The following is a 22,718-nucleotide window of genomic DNA, read 5'->3' on the forward strand; positions in this document are numbered from 1 at the left end:
ATTATTCTAACCCTACACAGACTTATTCTTCAAAGTTTTAATACCTCTGGAATGGTCATCTCGTCAGTATTTAATCTATTCACTTTTATATTGATAACTTTAGGCTCAATACTTACCACTTCACATTGATATTTAATTCCAAGATCCATTTTTTCTGCATATATACTAGCCCATTCCTTCGATAAAAAACCTAATTGCTCACCATCGCTGTTCAGAGCCTTTATAGCATTTTTATCAAAAGGATTGTTAGCATCTCTTTCAAAGATTACATTGTCTCCAACTAATAATTTCTTTATAAAAGGAATTCGTTCTTTTTGGGTGATACCTACTATAGGAAGAATGTCCGCTTTAATTGAGATCTTCGAGTAATCCCAGTTCGATACTTTATCTTTATACACCTGATTTAAAGAATGATAAATATCCGAATCGACATGTAAAAAGGTCCATTCTGTGTATTTGGCTTTTGCTGCAGTATACGCTTTTAGACTGTATGTATCCCAAAATCCCTTAACTTCTATTATTACCTTCTCGTTTGGAAGTACAAAGTCAGGTAGATAATTTGCTTTTTGTTCTTTATCAAGATCAACCTCATATCTTTCCTTTTCATATTTCCACTCGATACCTTTTTCGTTTAGTAGTCTCGCAATATTAGCTTCCCAAGTAGAACGTAATATCTCATCCAGATCTTTATAGAAAATTGGATCGTGAAACTCATGATGACCAAAACTTTCTAAAAATTCACGATTAATACCCCAATGAGTAGCGTATAACTTCTTGCCATTATTAAGACCGATGTAACTGGAATATCGCAACTTACTGATAGGATCAATAAGATTATAATTCACAACATCATGAATCACTTTAAGTGGAGTTAGAGAAATAAAGAAATTAAAAGCAGGTATATTCATTGTGCCTAATGGTGATTGAGTATCAATAATTTCAAGAATATTATCCCTAGTCCTGTAAAAATGCTCCTTCTTATCCCTTTGTGTGTGTTGTGCAACTTCGAAATACTTATCCCTCATTATGTGAACCATTATCTTCTTTTCAAGATAGTCTCGATCTACCTCATACAAAAACTCGTAAAAAACTAACCTAGCTTCTTTTCTTTTATTTGTGAAATTGATATCCTTCTCGTTTAGCAATTTGTCAACAACAAATTCATCCTTCTCCATAAAAACCAAATAATATTTTATCGCTAATGAACTCTTAATATTCTTATCGTAAAGACCATCAAAAGATATAATGTCCGGAAACATCTGAAATAAGTCGTATGAATGAGTGTAGACCCATATATCTGCCTCCGTCAATTTCGTTGCTCGCTCTTTCAGATTTTCATTCGAGTAAATATCCCAGTATTGATTACTGAGTTGATGACCATACCGCTGCCCTTCAATAGGTTCTTTCGAATTGTAATCGACTAGATGAAGTTTTGGATACATAACGTGGCTCCTTAAACTATTTTATTTGCATTTATCATTAATTTTAAATTAGTCAGTCTTTTAATCTTCCCTTGTAATTCCTAGTTCCGGGTTAACCCAAAGAATGGTACCTTTCTTATTCTCATGATCGAGTTGGCAGTCGAAACCATGTTTTCTGTAGAAATGTTCCGACCTGTCGATGTGATCCCAATCTACCGAGGAAATCCATCCGGTAATAACTTTGATTTGCATCTCATGGACAATCTTCATTAGCCCTTCCATCATGATCGAGCCGTAACCTCTGTTAACCCGTTCTCCTTCAATCTTTATATCCGCGATATCCATATGTTTGTTCTCAACATGTACGTGGACGTTCGAATCTGGAGCTTTTACCCCATCTTTGGAAATGACCTTCACCCTAAGATGAATGTTTACATCATCCATCCCGTCACCATACATTAAGCGGTAAATCATGACACTTTCCCCGAATCGGTTCTGGGCTACATGGATGACCTTATGTCCATCCTTTTCTAAATCAGTCGTGTGCCACCTGACTTCATACTCAATATCGCCCTTTTTCTTTAAGGGGAGCGGCTTGTACTCATTTTTCAACATTGGGAACGGATCGCTATCCCCAAATAAATCCTTTAGTATATTAGTAAGCTGCTCTGAGCTTTTTTCATCGAGCGGGTTATTTTTCTTCGTCATTCAATCACTCTTTTCTGCGTAGCTATTCATTGAATCTATAATAGTAAATATTCTCCACTTCCTGCTCGAACCCCTTCCTCATTTCGACTCGATTCTACATAAGGAAAAAGGTATGTGGCATTCAACTTTTACAACCATCCTGACTTTATAAAAACGTATTCTAAGCAGGCTAGTGGTATATTAATTTTCAATTCGGAATTTATAAACCACTCATATTCCTAATAAATTTCTGTTCGGAGGATATAAAACACTCAAGACAAGTTAAAACCCCAATCCACATCGTGACTGGGGTTAATGTAAAGTTCCTTCCTGGGTAGACCGGGTTGAGTGGGTTCTGTGGTCAGACTGGACTATTTAATAATGTAGAAATCATTATCCGTTTTTACCACCGAAGTTCGATGATACTTCTTTATATAAGGTTACCAATACTTTCTTAACGGCTTCGTAAGCTTGGAATATCATATCCTCTGCAGACTGTCCAGCGTCTGAGAAGTTACCTATTAAAACGTAAAAACATACTATTAATACGATACTGAAGAATCCCCATATTAGCAAATTTCCGACTGAACTAAAGAAACTCTTTATCCCATTGTGTAAAACTGTGAACAAAACTTTTACTGGGTCTTTGAAGAGTGTCCGAATCGTCCAGTCTACTGCGATACCAACTCGGTCGGCTGCAGTTTTCCTATTTACGTTTGCGTACTCTTGCTCCAGTTGTTCATCTGTAAGCGATAAGACTTCGTCATCAACTTTATCGATGTAAAGTGTACCTTGAGTCGAAGGGACTGAATTCAAATTAGACACACTGAGATTAAATTGTGTGGTATCTATTGCTTTACGAGTTTCAGCGAAAAGTTTTTCGCTCTTCTCAAGTATAATATCGAGTTCGGACTGATTAGGTTCTGGATCAGTCGATTCTGCATCAGTCGATTCATCAGAATGAATGGTTAGTCCGAATGAGGGTACCTTCTCAGATTCTGCCGCTGGAATGTCGAGCGAATCTTTCTGATGTTCGGTAGCTCCTTTTTCATCTGTTAGAGGTACAGCATCGACTTCGGCTGCTTCTACAACTGCTTCGACTAAATCAGTTTCCTCTACCGACGATGTGGTGTATGACATCGACTGGTTAAAATTGCGACTCGGATCGATACTTACCCCGATACCTGCATTGATCTCGCTATCGTCAGCGGAGAAAAATGAGAAGTGGAGGTCATCAAATGTATCAGATTGCGGAGTCTGCGTTTCTTCCTCAGTCTTGGTAAAGGTGCTTGCTCTGTTCTGTACAGCCTTCATTTTCATCACCCTTTCCTTCTTGTTGTTAATAAGATTTATCCCCTTACAGCTCATGAAATCGTTACTGGTTGAGAACGAGCAATAAAAATGTTGCTTAGATAAATTTGAAAGCCCGATTAACAGGCTAATTATCACTGCTGTGTGTTTAACGAACATAAGAACATCAATCGGAAGCTATTAACTCAAAAATTCTCGAAAACCTTCGCGCGGCGGGATCTATACCCCTGAATAGGAGAAAACACCTCGCGCTTAACGAGGTGTCTCTGCATTCTTAAACCTATTCGTCAGGAGAAAACACTATGAAGTTTTGACCTTCTGCCAACTCAACTTGCGTTACGCTATCACCATATTTAATGTACAAATCAATATCCCTGAAGCTATTTGGCTTTCGGAATACCACTTTGAATGCACTTGCAGCATAACCAGTAAAATCAATGACAGTTTCAGGCTTCGCCTTCACCCTAATCTTTTTAATCAGCAGATTAGCTCCGTTGTAAATCACCACATTCCTTCTTCTGGAATACGCCAGAAGAATTATGATTAGCGGGGGAGTCGCCACTATCGGAACGATAGGGAACTTCTTATCAGGCGCTACCGGTTCTGGTTGTTCAAAAGCTTCAATAACAAAGTCAACCCGTTGGGTACTCATTGACTCATTTAATTCGATTGACCGTTTTACTTCTTCTGCTACTTGCACCGATTCAACCGTAACCGAATCTGAGTCTCTGTAGTCTTTGTACGCAACCACGTTTATTCTCGAAATTTCTTTGTCGGTAAATGGATTCTTCAATATAACAGTATGCTTCCCAAGCTCGACATCCTCGAAGCGGTACTCGCCGTTTTCGTTGGTAAAAGCAATTCGTGGATCAGAATGAAGTTCGACTTTAAGCCCTTGCATAGGATTACCGTTCGCGTCCTTCACAACCCCATACACGACTCCAAGCGTCGCAGTCGGCACTACCTCTTTCACATACCTAAAGGTGACGGTTAATGATTCACCGTTCTCACCAATAAGCACCGTTTGCGTATCCGATCCGAGCAAGGAGTAGCCCATGATAATAGGGGCTTTGACCTCATTCAAACCTAAGTGCAAACTATCAGCTTCCTCTGTTTGGAGAAGTTCCTCAGTCTCATGATCTACAGCTTCAACGAGCAAAGTATCCATTTTCTTTTCAACCACTGGAGCAGGCACTGTGGTCACATGGCTTCCTTCTCGGTCTGGATTAAGATCCTGATCCTTTTCATTCAATTTTGTTTCAGGCTCCGGCTGTGACTCTACCTTTGGCAATTCCGTCTTGGGTGTCGGTTCAGGTTTCGGCTCTGGTTTTGGCTCAGGCTTCGGTTCCGGTTTCGGTTCCGGCTTCGGTTCTGGCTTCGGCTCGGGTGTTGGTTCTGGCTTCGGTTCTGGCTTCGGTTCTGGCTTCGGTTCCGGTTTCGGTTCTGGCTTCGGCTCAGGTGTTGGTTCTGGCTTCGGTTCTGGATTAGGGCTAGGTGTCGGTTCAGGATTTGGCTTCGGCTCTGGTTCTGGTGTCGGAATGACAACGTCTTTCTTATAGAAATAGGTCAGCTTTTCGAATGGCACGTCTGCTGTCAGCACGACATTTTTAACTGCATCTCCGATTAGCTTATATACCCCGATAAACGCATCAGCTCTATATGAATGATCACCTAACGGCAAATCCGACAGAATTACATCTTCTTTGAGTTTACTGTTCGTTTCCCAATCAACAAATTCAACCGTTATTCCACCTTTCGGTTCTGGGGATGGAACGACTGGCTCAAAATATGCTTGGACGTTCTTGTCCTTATCCATCTTAAATGAGTACGACTCTTTAACAACTTCCTGACCATCAACCACCCATCTAGTGAATTTATACCCTTGATCAGGAAGCATTGATACGGATATTTCAGTTCCTTCCTTAAACTGTCCTACTGCGCCTCGGACATCTTGGAACACATCTTTTGTATCTTCATTTACAACATTGACTGTACCTTCACCTACGACTTCAACGATCAGTTTGTATTCCTTTGGTGGTGATGCAATGGGGATGAAGTGCGCTATCGCGACAACATTGCGATCCATATACATGGTAATACCCTGATCGTCTGACTCTAGCCCATTCACGACCCATTTCTCGAACTTATATCCCGGCGAGGGATTAGCCATCAGGCTGACCGATTCAAACTCGGGAAAATTCGTAACACTGCCAGCTGCGAACGGAGTAACTGTTCCCATTCCAACTTGATTAACCGTTAGCGTATACCGTGTAGGCTGTGGTTGGTTTTGCTTGAAGTGAGCTATTGCTGTTTTGTCGCTGTCCATTTTCAAGCTTACCCCATAACCAAAGGCATCGAAGTAATCCTCGCCATCAATCACCCATTTTTCAAGTTCATATCCTGGTACTGTATTCCGAGCAGAGATGGAAACCCATTCTCCGTCATCGTATTCGTAAGTGCCAGTTGCAGGAAAGGTTGTACCTTGCCCTTCCATACCGACTGTTAACTTATGCTTCGCTAATGAAGCAGAAGATTGGTAATAGAAAACGATGACATTGTCCTTGCTTCCAAAGGTGTCGAAAGTGAGCGGATAAATGCCATGAGATACCCCTTCGCTATGAATATTAACCTCTGTAGTTCCTTTACCAACAATGTTGTATTCGCCCGCTGTATCGGTAGTGGTCAATATCCCTTCATCCGTAATTGAACTAGTCATATTATCTGGCAGTCCTACATTGGAGATCGATAACCCATTTCTTGAATTAACTAAGTGACGCTCTGTGCCGATTTTGGAAGTGAAAATATGATCTTTGTTTAAAACATACTTACCTGAATCACCAATGAGGGAATAACCTTCAAAATTCTTGGCATTGTACGTAATGGAAGCGTTCAAGTCCAAAGACTTGTCCGCTGTCGAATATTCCTCAAAAGATAGCAATTCATCTGTTCCTTTGACACGATGCTCGACTCTTAACGTGTCAGCACCTTTAACGAATCGATAATTGTATTGCGGAGTATTGGCTCGGTTGTCGCCCCTCGATAGACCGGATATTTCTAACCAATCGTTGTAGAACTGTTTACCTGCTGCCTGGTCGTCAATAAAAATATAATTGTAGTCGAACAGCAACTGAGGTTTTGCTACTTGGTCGAAAAGTTTGAACAGCTTCGATAAAGTGGGAATGTTACTATTGGTTAAGAAATTGTAACTGAAATCAACCTTATTTGCATTTAGTGTATCAAGCATGCTTACATTGTTTAGCCCCTCGATGTTGGAGAGCCGGTTATGACTGAAATCAAGAACACTGGTCGTTGTCGCCGCTGTCTGCGGCTCGATCAACCTTCTCAAATTACTCAAGCCATCAAGATTGGTTAAATTGTTATTGGACACATCCAAGTGACTTAACCTTTCAAGACCACTTAGCCCGTCAATGTTCTCCAACTGATTATTACTCAGATCAAGATAATTTACCCCGTTCAGGAAGCTCAGGGCATTCACTTCACGAAGCTGATTGCCGCTAAACTGAAATACTGCATTGTACGAGAACTTAGGGTCGCTAAGGATACTGTCTTTGAATAGCTGCAGACCCTCTAAGCTTGTGATTCCCTTGAAATCATCGGAGCCGAATGAGAAGTGTCCTTTGTTTTGATAGAACCTTTGCATCCGCATCTCAACGTCACGCTTATTGAGCGTATCGTTAATCGTCCCGTTCCAGACTGGTGTTGTCCATAGTCCCCAAGGCTCGCCCATCCAATGTGCGAAATAATTGGCCAACTCACTACTTTGGAACAGTTCGCTCACGACAACATCTTCACCTCGATGGAAACGAGACATTGCATCTTGTGATCCATAGTCTATTTCAGTAGTCCAAGGCTCATCAATGCTCAAAAAATTGATGTTTCGTTTACGAGCAAAGCTTTCTGCTGTCGAATTGTTATGACCGATAATTGTAGCTTGGTATGGGATCACAATGTCCCAATCAGACAAACCATTCTTGTCACCAATTATCGTATCAGGATTTTTAAATACAATACTTTTAATTCCATAGCTGTACGCAAACGCGTTAACCTCGACTCGCTCAACACTTTCAGGTATAACTACGCTCGTAATACTTTGATTACCCAGAAATGCTGCTCCAAAAATCCTTGAAACGGGTCGCCCTTCGATTGTCTCGGGGATGACCACATCTCCGCCTGGTCCGATATACTCTCGGATATAGGCATAAGGTTCATTCATCCATTCCGGATTTAACTCGTAAATGAAATGACTCGGGTCGGAAGCGTATACTGCATTCGTTACACTGGTTTCGCCGTAAACAGCATCCGTTACGCTCACTTCATTTCCGTAGTCGGTGTCGCTTGGTGGATCGTCAGCAAGAGCGCTCATTGGGAATAGCCCAATAAGCAGAGCGATCACCAAGAGAACTGAGATGAACCTTTTTCTTTCCTGTTTACTGTTTGCCACATCCTTCATCTCCTTACTTCTACTTGTTCTTTTTCTCTTGGTCTTATAAATTTGCTCATGATGACTATCCTGAAAATCAATCAAACTCTACAACATTTTGAAATTTTTCTAGCAACTAATTCCCCTTAATTATCCGTGGCTTCAATCGGCATAAAAAAAATGCAGTGTCCCCTAGCATAGGGAAACACTGCTCACAATAAGAAAAGAGCCAGATGCTTGATGCATCTGACCCCAATATCAGTAATTATTCAGATTTAATGATGGCAATATAATTTGATTGATCCCATTTTACATCTGCACCAATGGCTTCACTAGCAAATCTTAAAGGTACATAGGTTGATGAGTTATTGATAAACGGTGCTGTCGAAAGTGTAATCGCCTTGCCATTGACATACGCAGTCTTACTGCCAATTGTCAGCTTAACTGTAATACTTTCTCGAACAATAGTTACTTCTTGCTTGTCATTATTCCACTTTACTTCTGAGTTGAGCTTCTTGAAAACTCCACGAAGTGGGATGAAGGTGCTTCCGTTGACGATCTTCGCAGGAGGATTCAAACTTACCAAATCGCCATTAATTGTTACACCGACATTGTCCTTGTTAAAGTTACCCGTGATTGCAGAAGTTGAACCGCTCGGTGGAGGGTTAACATCTCCGCCTCCAGTTGGAGGGGTGGTTACACCGCCGTTAGAGCCACCAGTCGAGCCACTTGTTGCAGTTGTGAAAGACCAAGTTTTGTTGAGCGTTTTGCCCTCGTACTCTTCCTCGTAGAGAGGTTTATAATTCACAGACACTGTGTAGGTTTCCCCATTTTTTAACGGTTGCTTAGTATAGAAGAACCAGTACCCCGAATACCACTCGGAGAAGAAGGGAACATTGTTACCCTTACCGTCTTTAATAGTTGCATCAATAGTCTTAGTGTCTAGTACATGTGGCGGATAAAAGGAGATGACGTAACCCGATCTTTCGATACCAAATTTACTGAGTGGGTTAGGGTTTTCACCTGCACCTACAAATGTGGTCGGTACATCTTTTTGTCCGTTATACGGGTACATAGATACAGCAGTTGTATCCGACCCGCTAGACTTCGCAACCATAACAAACTTACTGCCCACATACCCAACCCCGATTTCTGATGTGTAAGGACTCAAGAAAGGAGCTCTGTGGTAAGCGGAACCAATCAAAGTATCAATCGAAGCCTTTGTTGTGGTGCCACTATACGAGATCACCTCAGACAACCCCTGTGCCAACTTTGTGTCCCCGCCTACTACCAATACGCGATCCTTTGGCTCCTTACCAGTATAACCCTTCTTACCCTCTACCTGATCATGCCCAGTTGTATTGTTGGAAGTGAGGTAATTCACATGGTTTTCAGATGCTTTGGTTAGGTACGGGTTCAACTTTACTTCACTGAGTCCTGCATCTTTACGAATTTTGTTGATATAGTCCAAAGCTTCCTTTGCTTCCTTGGAATAATCGAAGTCCGCAGAAGCAATTTGAACTGGTTTTTCAGACTGCGCCGCGAGTGCTCCTTGACCCCCTAAAATAATTGAGAATGCAAGTATTACTGCTGTTAACTTTTTCGTTTTCATATTGACCTCCGATCTACAGGATTCGTTAAACTTTAAAAGAAGGAACAGTGTATCTGTCCCTTATTCCCACTCCATTCCATTTAGAAGGCATCATCTTAATTATATAAAGAACCAGAATAATAGTCTGTTGTATATAAGTCACATCGATCCTACAATTTTCAAACTCTCGCTACTTACGTGATTAATACTCATGCGGAAGCATGAATGTATAATACTTCATCTTCCCCTCATCGCCGTATACTGCCCAAACTACTTCTGAAAATAACTTCTTGTTGTCGATAGTGAGTAAATGACCGTCATTCCCATTCGTAACTACCGTTTTCTTCCCAACAGTCTTAAAAGACAGAAACTCTTCTTTGCCATAAAAGTGCTTGATGATTAATGAAATAACCAGTTGCCAATCCCTACAGCCAATCTCTCGAACCCCATGAGTCATTACTATTTGTAGGCTCAAACACTTACCTCCTCCGTCTAGCTGTTCTATAACCTTCATAATAATCCGTGTCCCTATAATCGCTTTTAATAGCTGCAACAGAAAGGGGGCGAACATCAATGTTGTTCTGTTGGTAGCCTTCAAGAATAGTCTCATAGTATATCCGAGTAGGCGCCGATATTGGTCTTGATTCGGCATTCATGATATAAACCATCGCTCCTAGTTCAATTGGAAGATCACTTTCATTAAACACGTCATTTTTTACACTAATCGATTCTAACTTTATCTTAATGATCTCTTTTCTGTAGAGTCCAACTGAAACGCCTTCATAATGATCTAAAGCGATTTCATCCCTTTCGGAGATCATCCACAACACAACAGGTACAAATAGTCCGATATGTTTAGAGATGGTGGCTACGCGTTTAAACACTAGCTCATGATCTTCAATACACCCAATCCCGATGATATACGCATCAGGACAACGCATCTTCATTTGCTTAATGTGCATATTGCTCCCGTAAGCTACATAAGGCTTCATACTCGGTACCTCCAATATCAATAGTTAGTTGGTAAGTTTACCTTGGATTACGATTGGTTGTACAGTGTTCAATAACGGTCAGGATCGCCCAAGAATACCCCGAATGGGGCTTACTGCGCTTCGACATCTGACAAGCCCCGAGCGTCATCATTCGTTGGCGGCTCCCTCCATGCAGAATTACCTTCAAGGTACTTAAGTAGGTGATGACGCATGGTTTTGAACTCATCACCAATACCACCAAGTCTGAGAAGCCATACACGAAATGAATACTTCTCATTCCCGTTGTCAGGCACTGTTACCCGACTGGTTGCTTTCTTTTGGTTAAGGGCTTGAGCCGCGATGAGCAAACTCAACTGGATACTTGCTTTCACTTTGCCGGCATGCAAAGTTCCATTGAATAAACGGAACTCTACTGTCTTTAATCTGCCGCTTAATAACTGGTGCAAATTCAGTATCCGGTACCTGGAGTCGTTATATCGATCGTTTCGACGGAAGGGTAAAGCATTGAATCCGTGATACCAAACTTCTGCAAACTCCCCCATCGTCTTCGGCTTCTTTTTATTCAGCTTCTTTATAAACTCATCTGAAAGATCCAAGCAGTATCTGCGCCGATCCTGTCTGCAATCCAATGCCTTGGTCAGCAAAGATTGTTTTGCGTAGATAATATTACAAAGAGTTCTCAAGTTATTTGGAGAGAATCTCTCAGCTCCTACATGTACATGTAATCCGCAACTCTTGTTTACTAATGCGCCGCTTTCCTTCAATTCACGAATTAATCTCTGTAATAAAGGAATATCAGAATACCCCAAAACAGGGGATACAAGTTCACACTGATAATCATCCGATACGATTACTATTTCGGAGTTCTCTTGTCGAACCGCTTGAACTGATGCGTCCTTAACGACTCTCCATATCCGTCCGGATCGATCCTTTATTTCATAAGTATCATGACCCCATCCACCAATTTGTGTTGGTCTGCCTGTGTCGAAGAAGTCCGCAACAACATGAGCTGCCACTGAACGTTTTATCCCTGTGAATTCTAATTCAAAACCGAATGATAAACTTGTGTATTCAACATGCACTCCCTGAGCCTCCTAACCAACCACAATTAACTGGTTAGTTATGTAATTTTTCTCAGGTTTGAAGTTACTTTTTGACGCACTTTTCATAGGTTTTTCGAAAAAATGTTGAGCCTAATTTATCTAAAATCAAAAATAAAGATCACCTTAGTGAAAGGTGATCACTTTGTAAGCTATAGATTAGACCCATGCCCCCAATGCCCTTAAACGAACATCAACGGGAAATGCTGACGAATTTCTAAATCACATTGATTACAAACGATAAAGTTCTTTTCTCCTGTTCCAATAAATTTAATCTCAATCCGATTATCTACATCAGGCATCACTTTTTCAGGTAGAAAGCTGCCGCGGCAAACTCCGCATGATCCGTGTAGTTTCATGTAACACTCTACGCAAAGCGACCCAATATCATGAGTAAGGTGATTAAACAGTACTTCAGCTTCGCTAGAACAAAATGTACAACATTTCATAAGAATCATCCTCCAATTGTCATTGAACGCAAAAAACCGCAGACTACGCCCGTTAATAGGCTTGTCTGCGGTGCTTCCGCTTCCAAAGAATATTTTATTAGTTCCAATATACCCCATCCGCGCACAAAGGACAAGATATACCATTTCATCGAAATGAACGACTTAAATCAACTTTTACCTTCAAGAGCCAGAATAAAGAGTCACCTTAAGTCCCTTAGCTGGCTGTTTTTACTACTTCTCAAACAAAAAAAAAGTCGGAAACTCTTCTATTGAAAAATTTCCGACTGTTCCAATCTCTACTTCTCGGATTTCTTTTGCTGGCTTTGATCGGACTTTATATCTTTACCAACAGAATCACTTTTCTTAGTTTGCTTTCGCATCCCATCGTCTTTCCTATCAGTACTCCCTGCTCTTCGGGATGACAGATCATCAATATAATTCTCAAACTTACGATCTTTCTCATTAGGTAGTACGGCATTATTCGATTGCCCATCTCTGCCGTTCATCGAAGGGTTACTCTTTTCATTACCATCTGAATGGCTCAGGTTAAGCTGATCGTGGTTATACATAATTCCTTTTCCGAATCTCGATCTCAACCCTGAAGGCTTATTACCACCCGTCGGTCCACCATTAACTGCATTTTCACCTTTTGTATCAAGAGCGTGACTTAGAGCTCCATCAAATGTCCTGCTCATCGATGAATGCATATATTGTTTAAATGCAGTCATTGCACCTACTGCAAGCCCTACAGTTGCAAAAACAGTTGAAATCACATGCGACTTCAATGATGCGATGAGTAACTTCGCAATTTTCCAAAGGATAAAGACGTACAAAACGTCAACAGCCACCATTAATAACATGACTATCGAAGGATCGCTAACTCCGAGTGATGGCGTTCTTCCTCCAACATATCCCGTTAACCCTTCACCCATGAATAGTGAGATCACAAATGCAAACCCAATACTCGCTGCCAAGAAGATCAGAGACGGTATAAACAAATTCTTACTAATGGTTCTTGTCAGTCTCTCTGGAGGAACCAACACACTTGATAAGCAAATCGCAATGGTTAAGAACAAAAGCAACAGCAATACGAATAACTTCGCTACTGGCACAACGATGACAGCCATCAAATCACACAGAATCAAAAGTAATCCTGAGAATATCGACGTCTTTTCAAGAACCCGTGCGTACAGGTCTTGATCGTCCATTAACGCTTCTCCAGTAGAATTCATTAAGATCAGTCTCATGAAAGCATCGTAATTAAAGTTTTTTAGCTCAAAATTTTGCGGGTACAACGTACTACTTTCTCCGAGGAGCCTATTTTCCGAGAACTCGCGATTAAAGTTGAAGGTCGCCATCATTGCTGCTGCTGTAATAAGAACCTCATTATCGAAATCGTAATAGTTCGTCAAATACATTAGATCCTTGTACGTTGATTTCAGTGTGGACTGGATTCTCCGTTCTACATCAGTAAGCTGAGAGTAATTATACCCCTTCGCATACATATCTGCCTCAGAAAAGATCATCGGTCTTCCGGCATCATCATATGCACCTGGGTTAGCCGTATCAGCAACATATACTTTTTTGTTGGCAATTGGAACTTGTTTCCCCATTACATCGAGAGAATAAATCTGGTCAACCCAAGGTGAGTACAACTTCCAAACAGCTTTTAGGTCTTCTTTACGTTTCGCTTCTTCGTTAAATTTTGCCTTCATCGCAGGATCGGAAGGCTCTATTGCGTTTTTGAAGTTAAAGGTATCGACACTCTTCCCGTTCGTAGCCGTCCACCTGTAAACATAGTCATTACCTTGATACAAATAAGGAATCACGTAAGTAAATAACCCCTCAAGATCGAGGAAATCCCTCATTGAATTATTTACCTTCAGGTCATCATCACTTGAAGCCCTGAATACTTCTTTGGAAAGTAAGGCTGATTTGAACTCTCCATCAACTCTTGAATATCTGCTCTTCAATGCATTATAGAAGTAATAAAACGGACTTTCAGTTGATAACAGGAAGGCTTCGGAATGCTCATCTGTCGCGGCACGTAATCCTGCATTAGAGTTGATATCATTTCGGAAAATGGCTTTAGAAACATTGGAACTATTCAAAGCCCAATACCTATAGCTCTCCTCCATTTCAGAATTATCGGTGACTGATAGTGTTGCACTCGATTTTATTAACTGATTTTGTTGATCAGAATATTGAACTTTCTTATTGTCGTCCAATAAAGACTTAAATCTGTACTCAGGGAAAACGAAGGATGACTCTTTAGCGTTTAATAATTTGTTGGCAGACTCATTTCTTGATACTGCTTTTTCTGTAAGTTTGGAGTACGAATTTTTGGCTGCTGTAGCTATAGCGTTATATGGTCTATATAAGTAGGTGACCAGTGGATCATTGAAAACATACTCTTCTTGGTTAATAAAACTGCTGAATAACCACCTAAAGATGTTCAGATTTTCATTTAACGTTTGAGTTATTTTCCCTTTGTTAAACATATCATCGAAAACATCATCTTTCTTAGGCGACATCCATTTAACCCGAACTCCAACATCTGAGGAATATGCCTCCCTTGCAAACTCCATGTTTTGAGCAATAATATAGTTTTTCTCATCATCCATAAGCTTTACATAACGCATAGAAGACAGTGCTTGCTGATGCTGAGTAATTGCCCAATAATTAAACCTCCCAGAATACAGCTTATCTCCTGCAGTATTTGATAAATTTACTACACTTGAAATAAAGAACTGAGGAATTATCAGTACGAAAGCCATTACGATGAAGATTAATACCCCTTCTCTAATTGAACGCACATGTGTTATGACCATTATTATCACAATCATCGCAACAAATAAGATCAGCAACAAGTATATTGACATGTAATCGTCCAGTAACCAAGAAGTTATAGGTAACTCCGTCAGACTAGGCGTATTGATGTAACCAACAATCGAAGCATATGATTGGTTTCCGCCTGCACTTACACTTAAAATATTTCCGATCCACGAACCGGTAATGCTTCTATGGGTGGATATAATCCAGCTGTCTTGTGCAGATTTGATCAGCTTATCTCTGTACTGATTTGGACCGTCCGAGAGAAGACCATAAATCTTCTTAACGATATCGGTTTGCATTTCCTGCATGGTTTTTTCTTCGGAAGCAACAACCCCCGATCCTCCGATGATCGTAACAAGGTCTAATCCCCCACCCATCGTATTCAATATAATTGTGGGCAATAAATCATTCTCGAAACGTTTGCTATCCCATTTTTCCTCACCAGTTTTACTGTCTTTACTCTTTTCGATGCCGAGTAGTTGCACCATGTAACCCCAATAGATACCTGGGTAGTTATTGACATCATTCATGATCGCAGTCCGAGTAGTATATTTACCTAGAACGCCATCTACTTCTGTTCCAGCGTACATGTTGCTCGTTAATTGTCGGGTAAAGGTACTATTCATTCCAAATACCCGATACACCATAGAATTATAGAACAGAGTAGAAATTGCATTTTGTCCGTTTGTCCCAACAACCTTCTTACTCGATCCTTTGACAGTATCATGACCTACGATTTTTCCGCCATTTCCTGACTGAAAAAGACCAGCACCATTAAATTCAAAGTAAGAATAATCATCAAATCCGTTATATTGTTTAAAGAAAGCACTCTTTCTTATCGCAATTGAAATATACCCCAGAAAAGAATCATATTCAGTTAAACCAAAGCTAGTTGGAGATATAAGTTTTGGTTGGTACCAGTTTGATCGTATAAGATTATCCTCGACGAGTGTCGATGAGGGTAACAAATTATATACGAAATTATTACTGTCGAATTTCAACAGCTTTAGCGCGGCGTTAATTGTATCAGGATCATCGGTTCCAAAATTCCCCGAATCCAAAAAGCTCTTTAACGCTTTAAACTCAGCAGAAGTTGAATTTATAGTTTTATTGGTCGTGTTATCTTGAAGCCATTTCACTAAAAAATCTACTTGATCCTGTTCGTTCCCTGAACTCTTGCTATCATAGTAATAGTGAAGAAAGCCGTTGAAAGGTGACGAGAAGTAAGAGCCTTGATAAAACTGATATTGACCCGATACTTCTTTGGCGAACATCTTCTGCCTCATCATCAAAGCATCATCATCGGTTTTCCAATCACCTTCACCGCCGCTGGCTCCAGTTGGTACGTTGAAATAGTACATATCGTCAGCTAATTCATCCAATGAAAAAACACTGCCACCGAATAAGTATTTGGACAAAGTATCCTTCTGATCACTGTTGAGTGCTTCTTCATCTACAAAATATTTTTGTCCATTGGTGAATTTACTTGCATCAATGGTCAAAAAGATAAACGAATTGTTACTTGAAAAAGTGTTAGATACGGTTTCGTTAATATACTTCTGAACATCTTGATACGGATTTGAGGTGACCTTATCACTGTTCATGATCAAAGTGTCTGAATCGCCCAGACTTCGGAATGCTGAACCCCCTGATAGCTTTGTCATACTGGAATGCGATTGAATACCAAAGATACTAAGCATATTACTTCTGTTCATTGTGCTTCCTGCCGAAGAACCGTTCGTAAAGTAATCCTTAATGTTATAGTACGGAGTCATGAAGGGTTTTCCGTCTAAAAAGTTTTCCGTAATCTTAACTATACCGCCCATAACAAAAACGTTTGCAACCGGAAACTTACCCCCATTAGCAGTTTTAGAAAAGACTACTGGATTTAATGCTGCAGGAAGAACCAGTACATACTCTTCTATTGCGACATTATCGTAAGCCCCCCAAATGTTACCTAATCCATCGATATACATGGCGGTTAAAGCCCTAAGTCCTTTCTCCTTATCCAAAATCAACTCTGGCGAATAAGAGAACAGTACTTGAATAGCTGCTCTTGTTGCTTTATCGTTCAAGTCCATTACAACATTGTCGCCTGAACCATTCTTCGCATATATTTTTCGATTCGTGTCTACTCCTGCCAGTTTGTTATAAAAATCTTCTCCTGACATTGGAAGTGACCCATCCTGAGGAACGGACTTAAACAAACCGAAGGATGACTTTGAGGATTGGAATACCTCCATGATCGCATTGTATAACTTCGTATTGACGTCCACGATCTGCTTATAATTATCAGGCGATCCAAAAAACTTATTGCTCACAATCCTTGGAATGGTGTCCTGCTTATCCGTTGAAGCATCGACCATATCACTTAATTTGGTCTTCCCTGGGATAAAGAAATTGGAAAGAAATACCCCATACACCATCAATTCATCTCTAGAAACCCTGTCTACAGCAAGCTCCGTTCTGTCTTTCCGGAAGAAGTCAATCATCGAACGTGCCATAGCATTTGGGGAGTCTGTTGAAGGAGTACCGACTGCAGAAGCCGAATTTAGCGGTATGGATGTTATTAGAAGAAATACGGCAATAAGCGCCGCTATAAATCGATTTATACGCTTAGGTTGCAACCTTTTCACCTCCATCCTTTTCCCTGGCTCTTATTTCGATTTTGAAGCTCGCTCCTCAGCCCAGTGCTGAACTCGATCCAACCATGCAGTTATTTTCTCTAAGCGATTTAGCCACTTTTCGGCTCGGATCATCTTTTTCTGTAACTTTAAAAACTCCTTGTCACTGAGTTCATCTGAATGCATATCTGCTTCGACACCTTCACCGTGATCAATAACGAACCCATTGACCTGACCGCTCTCAATACCCCTCATTCCCGTCATCTCCTTTTCTGAAAATCGTTTTATTTATGTGCTACTTTTGTAATCCTTCTGCAAAACCAGATGTCGAAGTTGTGTTAATCTCAAACGTCATACAAAGGTATTTCTAGGTTTCATGTGTTGCGGGGTGATAAATGAACCACTCGAGGCTTCTTAACTCGACGATTTCGGGATTACTGATACTTAAGCAAAAGAAAAATCCCCTCATGAAATGAGAGGATTAATGTTTTATACAACTCCACTTCCTAAACTCAGGAGCCATGCAATAAGTCCGCCAAGCTCTCCACCGATCAGGTAGAGCAGACAGAGCGAAAGAACAATGTAAGTCAAAAACCTTCGTTTAAAGTAAAGCATGTACGCATTTTTATAACTGCCTGATGATTTTAATGAAGCTTCTGTTTCCCTAACAGCGGAAATCGCATCATCACTTATTCCAAATGGCTTCTTTCGCCCTTTATTATCTGCCTTCAAATCCATTGACTCTCTTGCTACAGGTAGTCCAATGTAAAACAAATCGGCAATCGATGTTGCAATCAGATAAATTGTAAGTAAGATCGCCCCTATGCCGAAAACTACTCTAACGTAAGGCAAGATCGGATTGATCCATATCATTGCAGTATACATATCTGCTGAAGCACTTTCCGTAACTAAAGGGATCAGCACCATTGAAACTTCGTTGTTCAAAGCAGATATTGAACCCAATAATACTTGTTGCGTTTGATCCGAGACTGACGACCCCTGAAGCACCTCAACGAATTCCCTTAGCACTCTTTTCCTTGATTTATCAATTGCATCCTGAAAATTGGTATTGTTGAATTTTACCGTTCCGCTCGTACCATCATAGACCAGAAGCCGAGAATCAGGATGATCTCCTGTGTTAGCTTCAAACTCAAGGTTGAGATGACTTCCCCCATCCCCTAATTTACTCCAAACGTCTTGCATATGCTTCTTATCTCCTGAAGGAATCTCGATAGATTTTATATCTGCATCCGCCGCGGCGAATACTCCAGAACTTAAACAAAAGAAAGCAGCGCAGAGAACCAAAAATAAGACTCTTATCTTTAATTTCACTGTATCAACCTCCTTCGGTTTGAACATGGGAACGTAATCTGTATGATCAATCATTAGTGGCTTATAGTTATTGTAAGGTTTATCTGGTAACAACTCTTGAAATGAAAATGCTTCTGCAAATGAAAAAAACTCCCCTCTGGAATTGAGGGGAGCTAACGACTTAATCAATATTAACTTGCTAGACCAACCCTAATATACATGGTGTAACCAAACACTTTGGGTTGAGTAAATGCCATACCGTGTTTGCCGTCCAATTCGAATTCCTTGGTTCCAAGCCGGTCAATCATAATAGTATCAACCACAGTATTTGGCATCTCCGTAGTTTCTGCAGGTGCCCAGATGGTTTTCCCGTCAGTATTCAAGCCAAGTGCAATTTCAGTTTCAGACTTCGAAATAGGGAGCTTACTCCATTCGGCGTATTTATCTACATTTACGACCTTAGCAGACGTTCCAGCTTTGGATTGGAACCCCAAGAAAGAAACTTCAATAGGAGAATTGCTCTGGTTTTCCATACTGAATGGAGCACTGATAAATGGATCATTTTCTGAATCGGGTTTTATTGCGAAACTAAGTGTTGTCGGTACAGTTACAATTATAGTTGTTGGTGTAATGTTACCAATAATATCGACCTCTCGACCAGATTCAGATTCTGAATTACCTTCATCCCCACCGCTTCCCATCAATGAAAATGTAGGGAAGCCGTTATTGGTGTTACTCGCAAGTAACCATTCAGCCTCTAATGCACCTCGGTTACTATTTAACAATTGTGCAAAATCATCTGATTTCATTTCAACAACCGTCTTTGCAATTGTCACAACATTGTCGCTGCCGACTCCAAGCTTTGGATTTTGAGGAATGTTACTCTCTTTTATGTCGCTGTCTGAATTCCAATAAGATGACGTGATCCTTCCATATCCATCATAATTAAAACCAGAAAAGCCGCCGATTTCACCTTCTCCCGAAAGATTTCCTGTAGCGTAAGAGTTAGAAATGAATCCGCCATTTGCTCCTACAAAACCGCCCACACGGATTCCCCCTGTTACATTTCCAGTTGCATAGGAGTTCCGAATGTCTGAATAGTTATACCCCGTCAAACCACCGATATTTTCGCTGCCTGATACACTCCCTGTTGCATATGAATTATAAATTTGCCCCCCGCTATTATTTCCAACCAATCCACCAATAAATCTGTTCCCCGTGACAGTAGCTGTTGAATATGAATCATAGAGTCTGCCATTATTATCACCGATTAAACCGCCAATTTTATCAGCACCTGACACAATCCCAGTTACGTATGCATTTCTCACCTCTCCAAGAGTACGCCCGACTAGAGCTCCTACGTTATCCTTCCCTGAGATGTTCGCATTTTCAATCCCTACGTTTTTAAGAGTAGCTAATGTACTCAAAACCCCGAATAAGCCAACATAATCAGATGAAGACTTATTGATCGTTAAGTTACTAATCTTGTGATTCTTACCGTCAAATGTCCCAGAAAACATTTTCGATTGGGTTCCGATTGGGGTAGCCTCCCAACCTGACGCATCAATATTCTGAGATAACTCCAAAAACTTATTTTCAAATGAGTTGCCCGAGTTAACTTGATTTGCAACCCATTCCAAATGACTTACTGAACTGATCGCATATGGGTCACCTTCTGATCCCGAGCCTAAAGGAACCACTGGAGCTGCCTGAGACTTCATTGGCGTAAACGAAGCAATTACCATGAAACTGAACATTGACATAACGAGAAGCTTTGCAATGGACTTCATTCTCTTCACCATCCAATTCAAATTTTCAATCAAAGTAAAATGTGGCAGGATATACACTCCCGCCACGATTCGTTAACTCCCAAATTTTAATTTTCAGTCAGTCCAACTTTTACGTAAAGTTTGTAATTCAAAGTCTGAGCCGAACCCCATGCATTACCATGTTTTGCTTCAACCAAAATGTCTTCTGTACCTTTAGGATCAAGTTTGATTGTACCTGCTACAGATGATGGGGAAACACCGTCAACTTCGGCAGGCGACCAAATAGTTGTCCCATTTGATATCCCCTTAATGCCGAGGGCGATTTGAGATGATGTTGCACTCTTGCCTAAGCCTTTCCATTCTTGGTCCGTATGCATAGAGGGATCAACTACCTTCACAGAAGTGCCTGGATCTGAAACTACGCCAAGCACCTGAAAATCAATTGGAGCATACGTGTCATTGATCACCGTTGCAGGAACGGATGTGAAAGGATCTGGAGAGTTAGGATTGATTGCAAAAGCAAGTCCTGTCGGTACGGTAACCACAATAGTTGTAACATCAGCGGTTCCCGAAACATCAATGGTCGATCCGCTTTCAGGATCAACTGTCTGGTCTGCCGCCGAAGCAACAGCTGAACTTAATAGCATCGCCATCAACATTGCACTTACTGTTAGCTTTTTAAATACTGAATTCTTCATCGATTCTGCCTCCTGTTTTATATTAGGTTCGTCTGGTCGCTTTGGACTTTCAGGATGAATCGAACCAAATAACCATTCTTACCCCTCCTTTGTTATACTTACTGCCTGAATGTCGACATCCGTTGCATTAACAATCCTATCCTCAAAAATACCGTTGTATCTAAGGATCAACTTTGTTGCACCTTCTGGTAATTCTCTGGATAGCTCAATTGTCTTAATAAATTGCTTAGGCTTTAAAATAGGTGATGTGTAAATAACCTCTCCTTCGTAAAAAACCTCTATATAGCAATCAATCGAGTTGTCCTCGTGGTTTTGAACCAACAAGTTCAAAGTCCTGCTACCTGATTTGATAGTCCCTGCTGAACTAACCTGAGTTTTAAATCTAGATGCATCCTGTATTTTCTTTAGATACTCTCTAATTTGCTCATCTGACATATTCGGAAGTTCGCCATCAAGTACTTCACCTACACCTGGTCTTGCAACTGGATCATTGCGATCCGCTGGGGCTATGGGATCAGAAGAACAACTTCGAAAAATCATCAATAAAATCGCTATGAGAATAACAACTCCAATGATTAAACTGATCCTCGTTTTCTTCTTTGATTTACTTTGATCTTGATCAGAATACTGTTCCTTATCATTGCTCACCTTGATCATCCCTTCATATCTGTATTTGGTTCCCTCCATCATCCTTTGTGTTTCAAGAGCAATCATCAATTACTATTGCAACTATTGATGAAGTGTTCTTTTAGAAGCTTCCTAAAAAGATCCCATATACAGTAAGGAGTGAGCTGCATATGGGCAAGTAAAAAGGATGATGAAGGGTTGGAAGTTGACTGTCGAACCAGTAACCAGCCCGCCAGTCAACTCCCACTTACAATAAATTTGATCAGCTATCCACTCCTAAAATTCATTCGAACTCGAGACTAGTTTCAAATTTTCCGTAAAGTATAAAAGTCGTCATACCCCCCTATTAAGCATCCCTAACAAAAGCTCAAAGAAAAATCCTCTCAGGAAACGAGAGGATTCTTCGTCAATATAAGCTCCATCTTCACTATGAATAGATTGATTTCAAGATCAAAATAAGGAATGACTGAATAGCAACCGCTATGATACATATATCCAATATTACTTTACGCATTTTCTCCTTTCTCACGAATACTTCTGCAGCGCTTGGATCTAAACTAGCATAATTGTTCTTGTTCCATCTGAAACTCCTGTAGAACAATATTGTCAAAACTACAGAAGCGATCTCAATCAAGCCAAACACAATAAAAGAAGTCTGTTTATCTGATATATTACTCATAAAACGAAGTAATATGAAAACGCCTAGACTCTGAATAGTTAAAAAAAACTGTTAGAGCGTTAAACACATCTCGAAATCCATAGCAGAAACTAATGATGCGATATCTTATTCTCCAAATCCGACTAAACTCATCATTAAGTTCTGAACCTTTTTGTACAACATTATCATTTTGCATCATCCTGA

The 22,718-nt window shown here is 40.5% G+C and carries 15 protein-coding genes; all 15 read right to left on the minus strand.

Translation table 11 applies throughout. The features are described 5' to 3' along the window. Window positions 1-29 precede the first annotated feature (29 nt). Window positions 30-1,442 (minus strand): HIRAN domain-containing protein, encoded by a 1,413-nt coding sequence (locus J2Z32_RS07925; RefSeq protein WP_210088635.1) that lies wholly within the window; start codon window positions 1,440-1,442, stop codon window positions 30-32. Window positions 1,443-1,502: 60 nt separating this feature from the next. Then, complete coding sequence (locus tag J2Z32_RS07930; RefSeq protein ID WP_210088636.1) at window positions 1,503-2,129, minus strand: GNAT family N-acetyltransferase; 627 nt, start codon at window positions 2,127-2,129, stop codon at window positions 1,503-1,505. Window positions 2,130-2,501: 372 nt separating this feature from the next. Further along, complete coding sequence (locus tag J2Z32_RS07935; RefSeq protein WP_127505915.1) at window positions 2,502-3,428, minus strand: hypothetical protein; 927 nt, start codon at window positions 3,426-3,428, stop codon at window positions 2,502-2,504. Window positions 3,429-3,699: 271 nt separating this feature from the next. Then, window positions 3,700-7,881: an InlB B-repeat-containing protein gene (locus J2Z32_RS22640; RefSeq protein ID WP_210088637.1), complete on the minus strand. Its 4,182-nt coding sequence runs from the start codon at window positions 7,879-7,881 to the stop codon at window positions 3,700-3,702. A 244-nt stretch (window positions 7,882-8,125) separates the two neighbouring features. Then, window positions 8,126-9,472 carry a stalk domain-containing protein gene (locus J2Z32_RS07945; protein ID WP_210088638.1) on the minus strand — a complete coding sequence of 449 codons (1,347 nt, stop codon included), beginning with the start codon at window positions 9,470-9,472 and terminating at the stop codon, window positions 8,126-8,128. Window positions 9,473-9,653: 181 nt separating this feature from the next. Then, window positions 9,654-9,926, minus strand: coding sequence for a hypothetical protein (locus J2Z32_RS07950; RefSeq protein ID WP_120463222.1), 273 nt, complete (start codon window positions 9,924-9,926; stop codon window positions 9,654-9,656). A 4-nt stretch (window positions 9,927-9,930) separates the two neighbouring features. Continuing rightward, a complete protein-coding gene (locus tag J2Z32_RS07955) occupies window positions 9,931-10,443 on the minus strand; it encodes a gamma-glutamylcyclotransferase family protein (protein ID WP_120463223.1) in 513 nt (170 codons plus the stop codon). 110 nt (window positions 10,444-10,553) lie between these two features. Then, window positions 10,554-11,525, minus strand: a complete 972-nt coding sequence (locus J2Z32_RS07960; RefSeq protein WP_127505906.1) for an amidoligase family protein — start codon at window positions 11,523-11,525, stop codon at window positions 10,554-10,556. A gap of 200 nt (window positions 11,526-11,725) precedes the next feature. Beyond that, window positions 11,726-11,902, minus strand: coding sequence for a hypothetical protein (locus tag J2Z32_RS07965; protein WP_210088639.1), 177 nt, complete (start codon window positions 11,900-11,902; stop codon window positions 11,726-11,728). A gap of 386 nt (window positions 11,903-12,288) precedes the next feature. Next, window positions 12,289-17,454, minus strand: a complete 5,166-nt coding sequence (locus J2Z32_RS07970; protein ID WP_210088640.1) for a flavodoxin family protein — start codon at window positions 17,452-17,454, stop codon at window positions 12,289-12,291. 30 nt (window positions 17,455-17,484) lie between these two features. Beyond that, entirely contained in the window at window positions 17,485-17,706 is a 222-nt protein-coding gene (locus J2Z32_RS07975) for a hypothetical protein (protein WP_144878149.1), read from the minus strand. 234 nt (window positions 17,707-17,940) lie between these two features. After that, a complete protein-coding gene (locus J2Z32_RS07980) occupies window positions 17,941-18,951 on the minus strand; it encodes a hypothetical protein (RefSeq protein ID WP_210088641.1) in 1,011 nt (336 codons plus the stop codon). 2 nt (window positions 18,952-18,953) lie between these two features. Further along, complete coding sequence (locus J2Z32_RS07985; protein ID WP_127505898.1) at window positions 18,954-20,618, minus strand: GLUG motif-containing protein; 1,665 nt, start codon at window positions 20,616-20,618, stop codon at window positions 18,954-18,956. A 20-nt stretch (window positions 20,619-20,638) separates the two neighbouring features. Then, the gene (locus J2Z32_RS07990; RefSeq protein ID WP_127505896.1) at window positions 20,639-21,229 is read right to left on the minus strand and encodes a hypothetical protein; all 591 of its coding nucleotides are present in this window, start codon (window positions 21,227-21,229) and stop codon (window positions 20,639-20,641) included. Between the two features lie 78 nt (window positions 21,230-21,307). Then, on the minus strand, window positions 21,308-21,916 hold the full coding sequence (locus tag J2Z32_RS07995) for a hypothetical protein (RefSeq protein ID WP_210088642.1): 609 nt from the start codon (window positions 21,914-21,916) through the stop codon (window positions 21,308-21,310). Window positions 21,917-22,718 lie beyond the last annotated feature (802 nt).

The sequence above is a fragment of the Paenibacillus turicensis genome (assembly GCF_017873435.1).
Lineage (GTDB): Bacteria > Bacillota > Bacilli > Paenibacillales > Paenibacillaceae > Fontibacillus > Fontibacillus turicensis.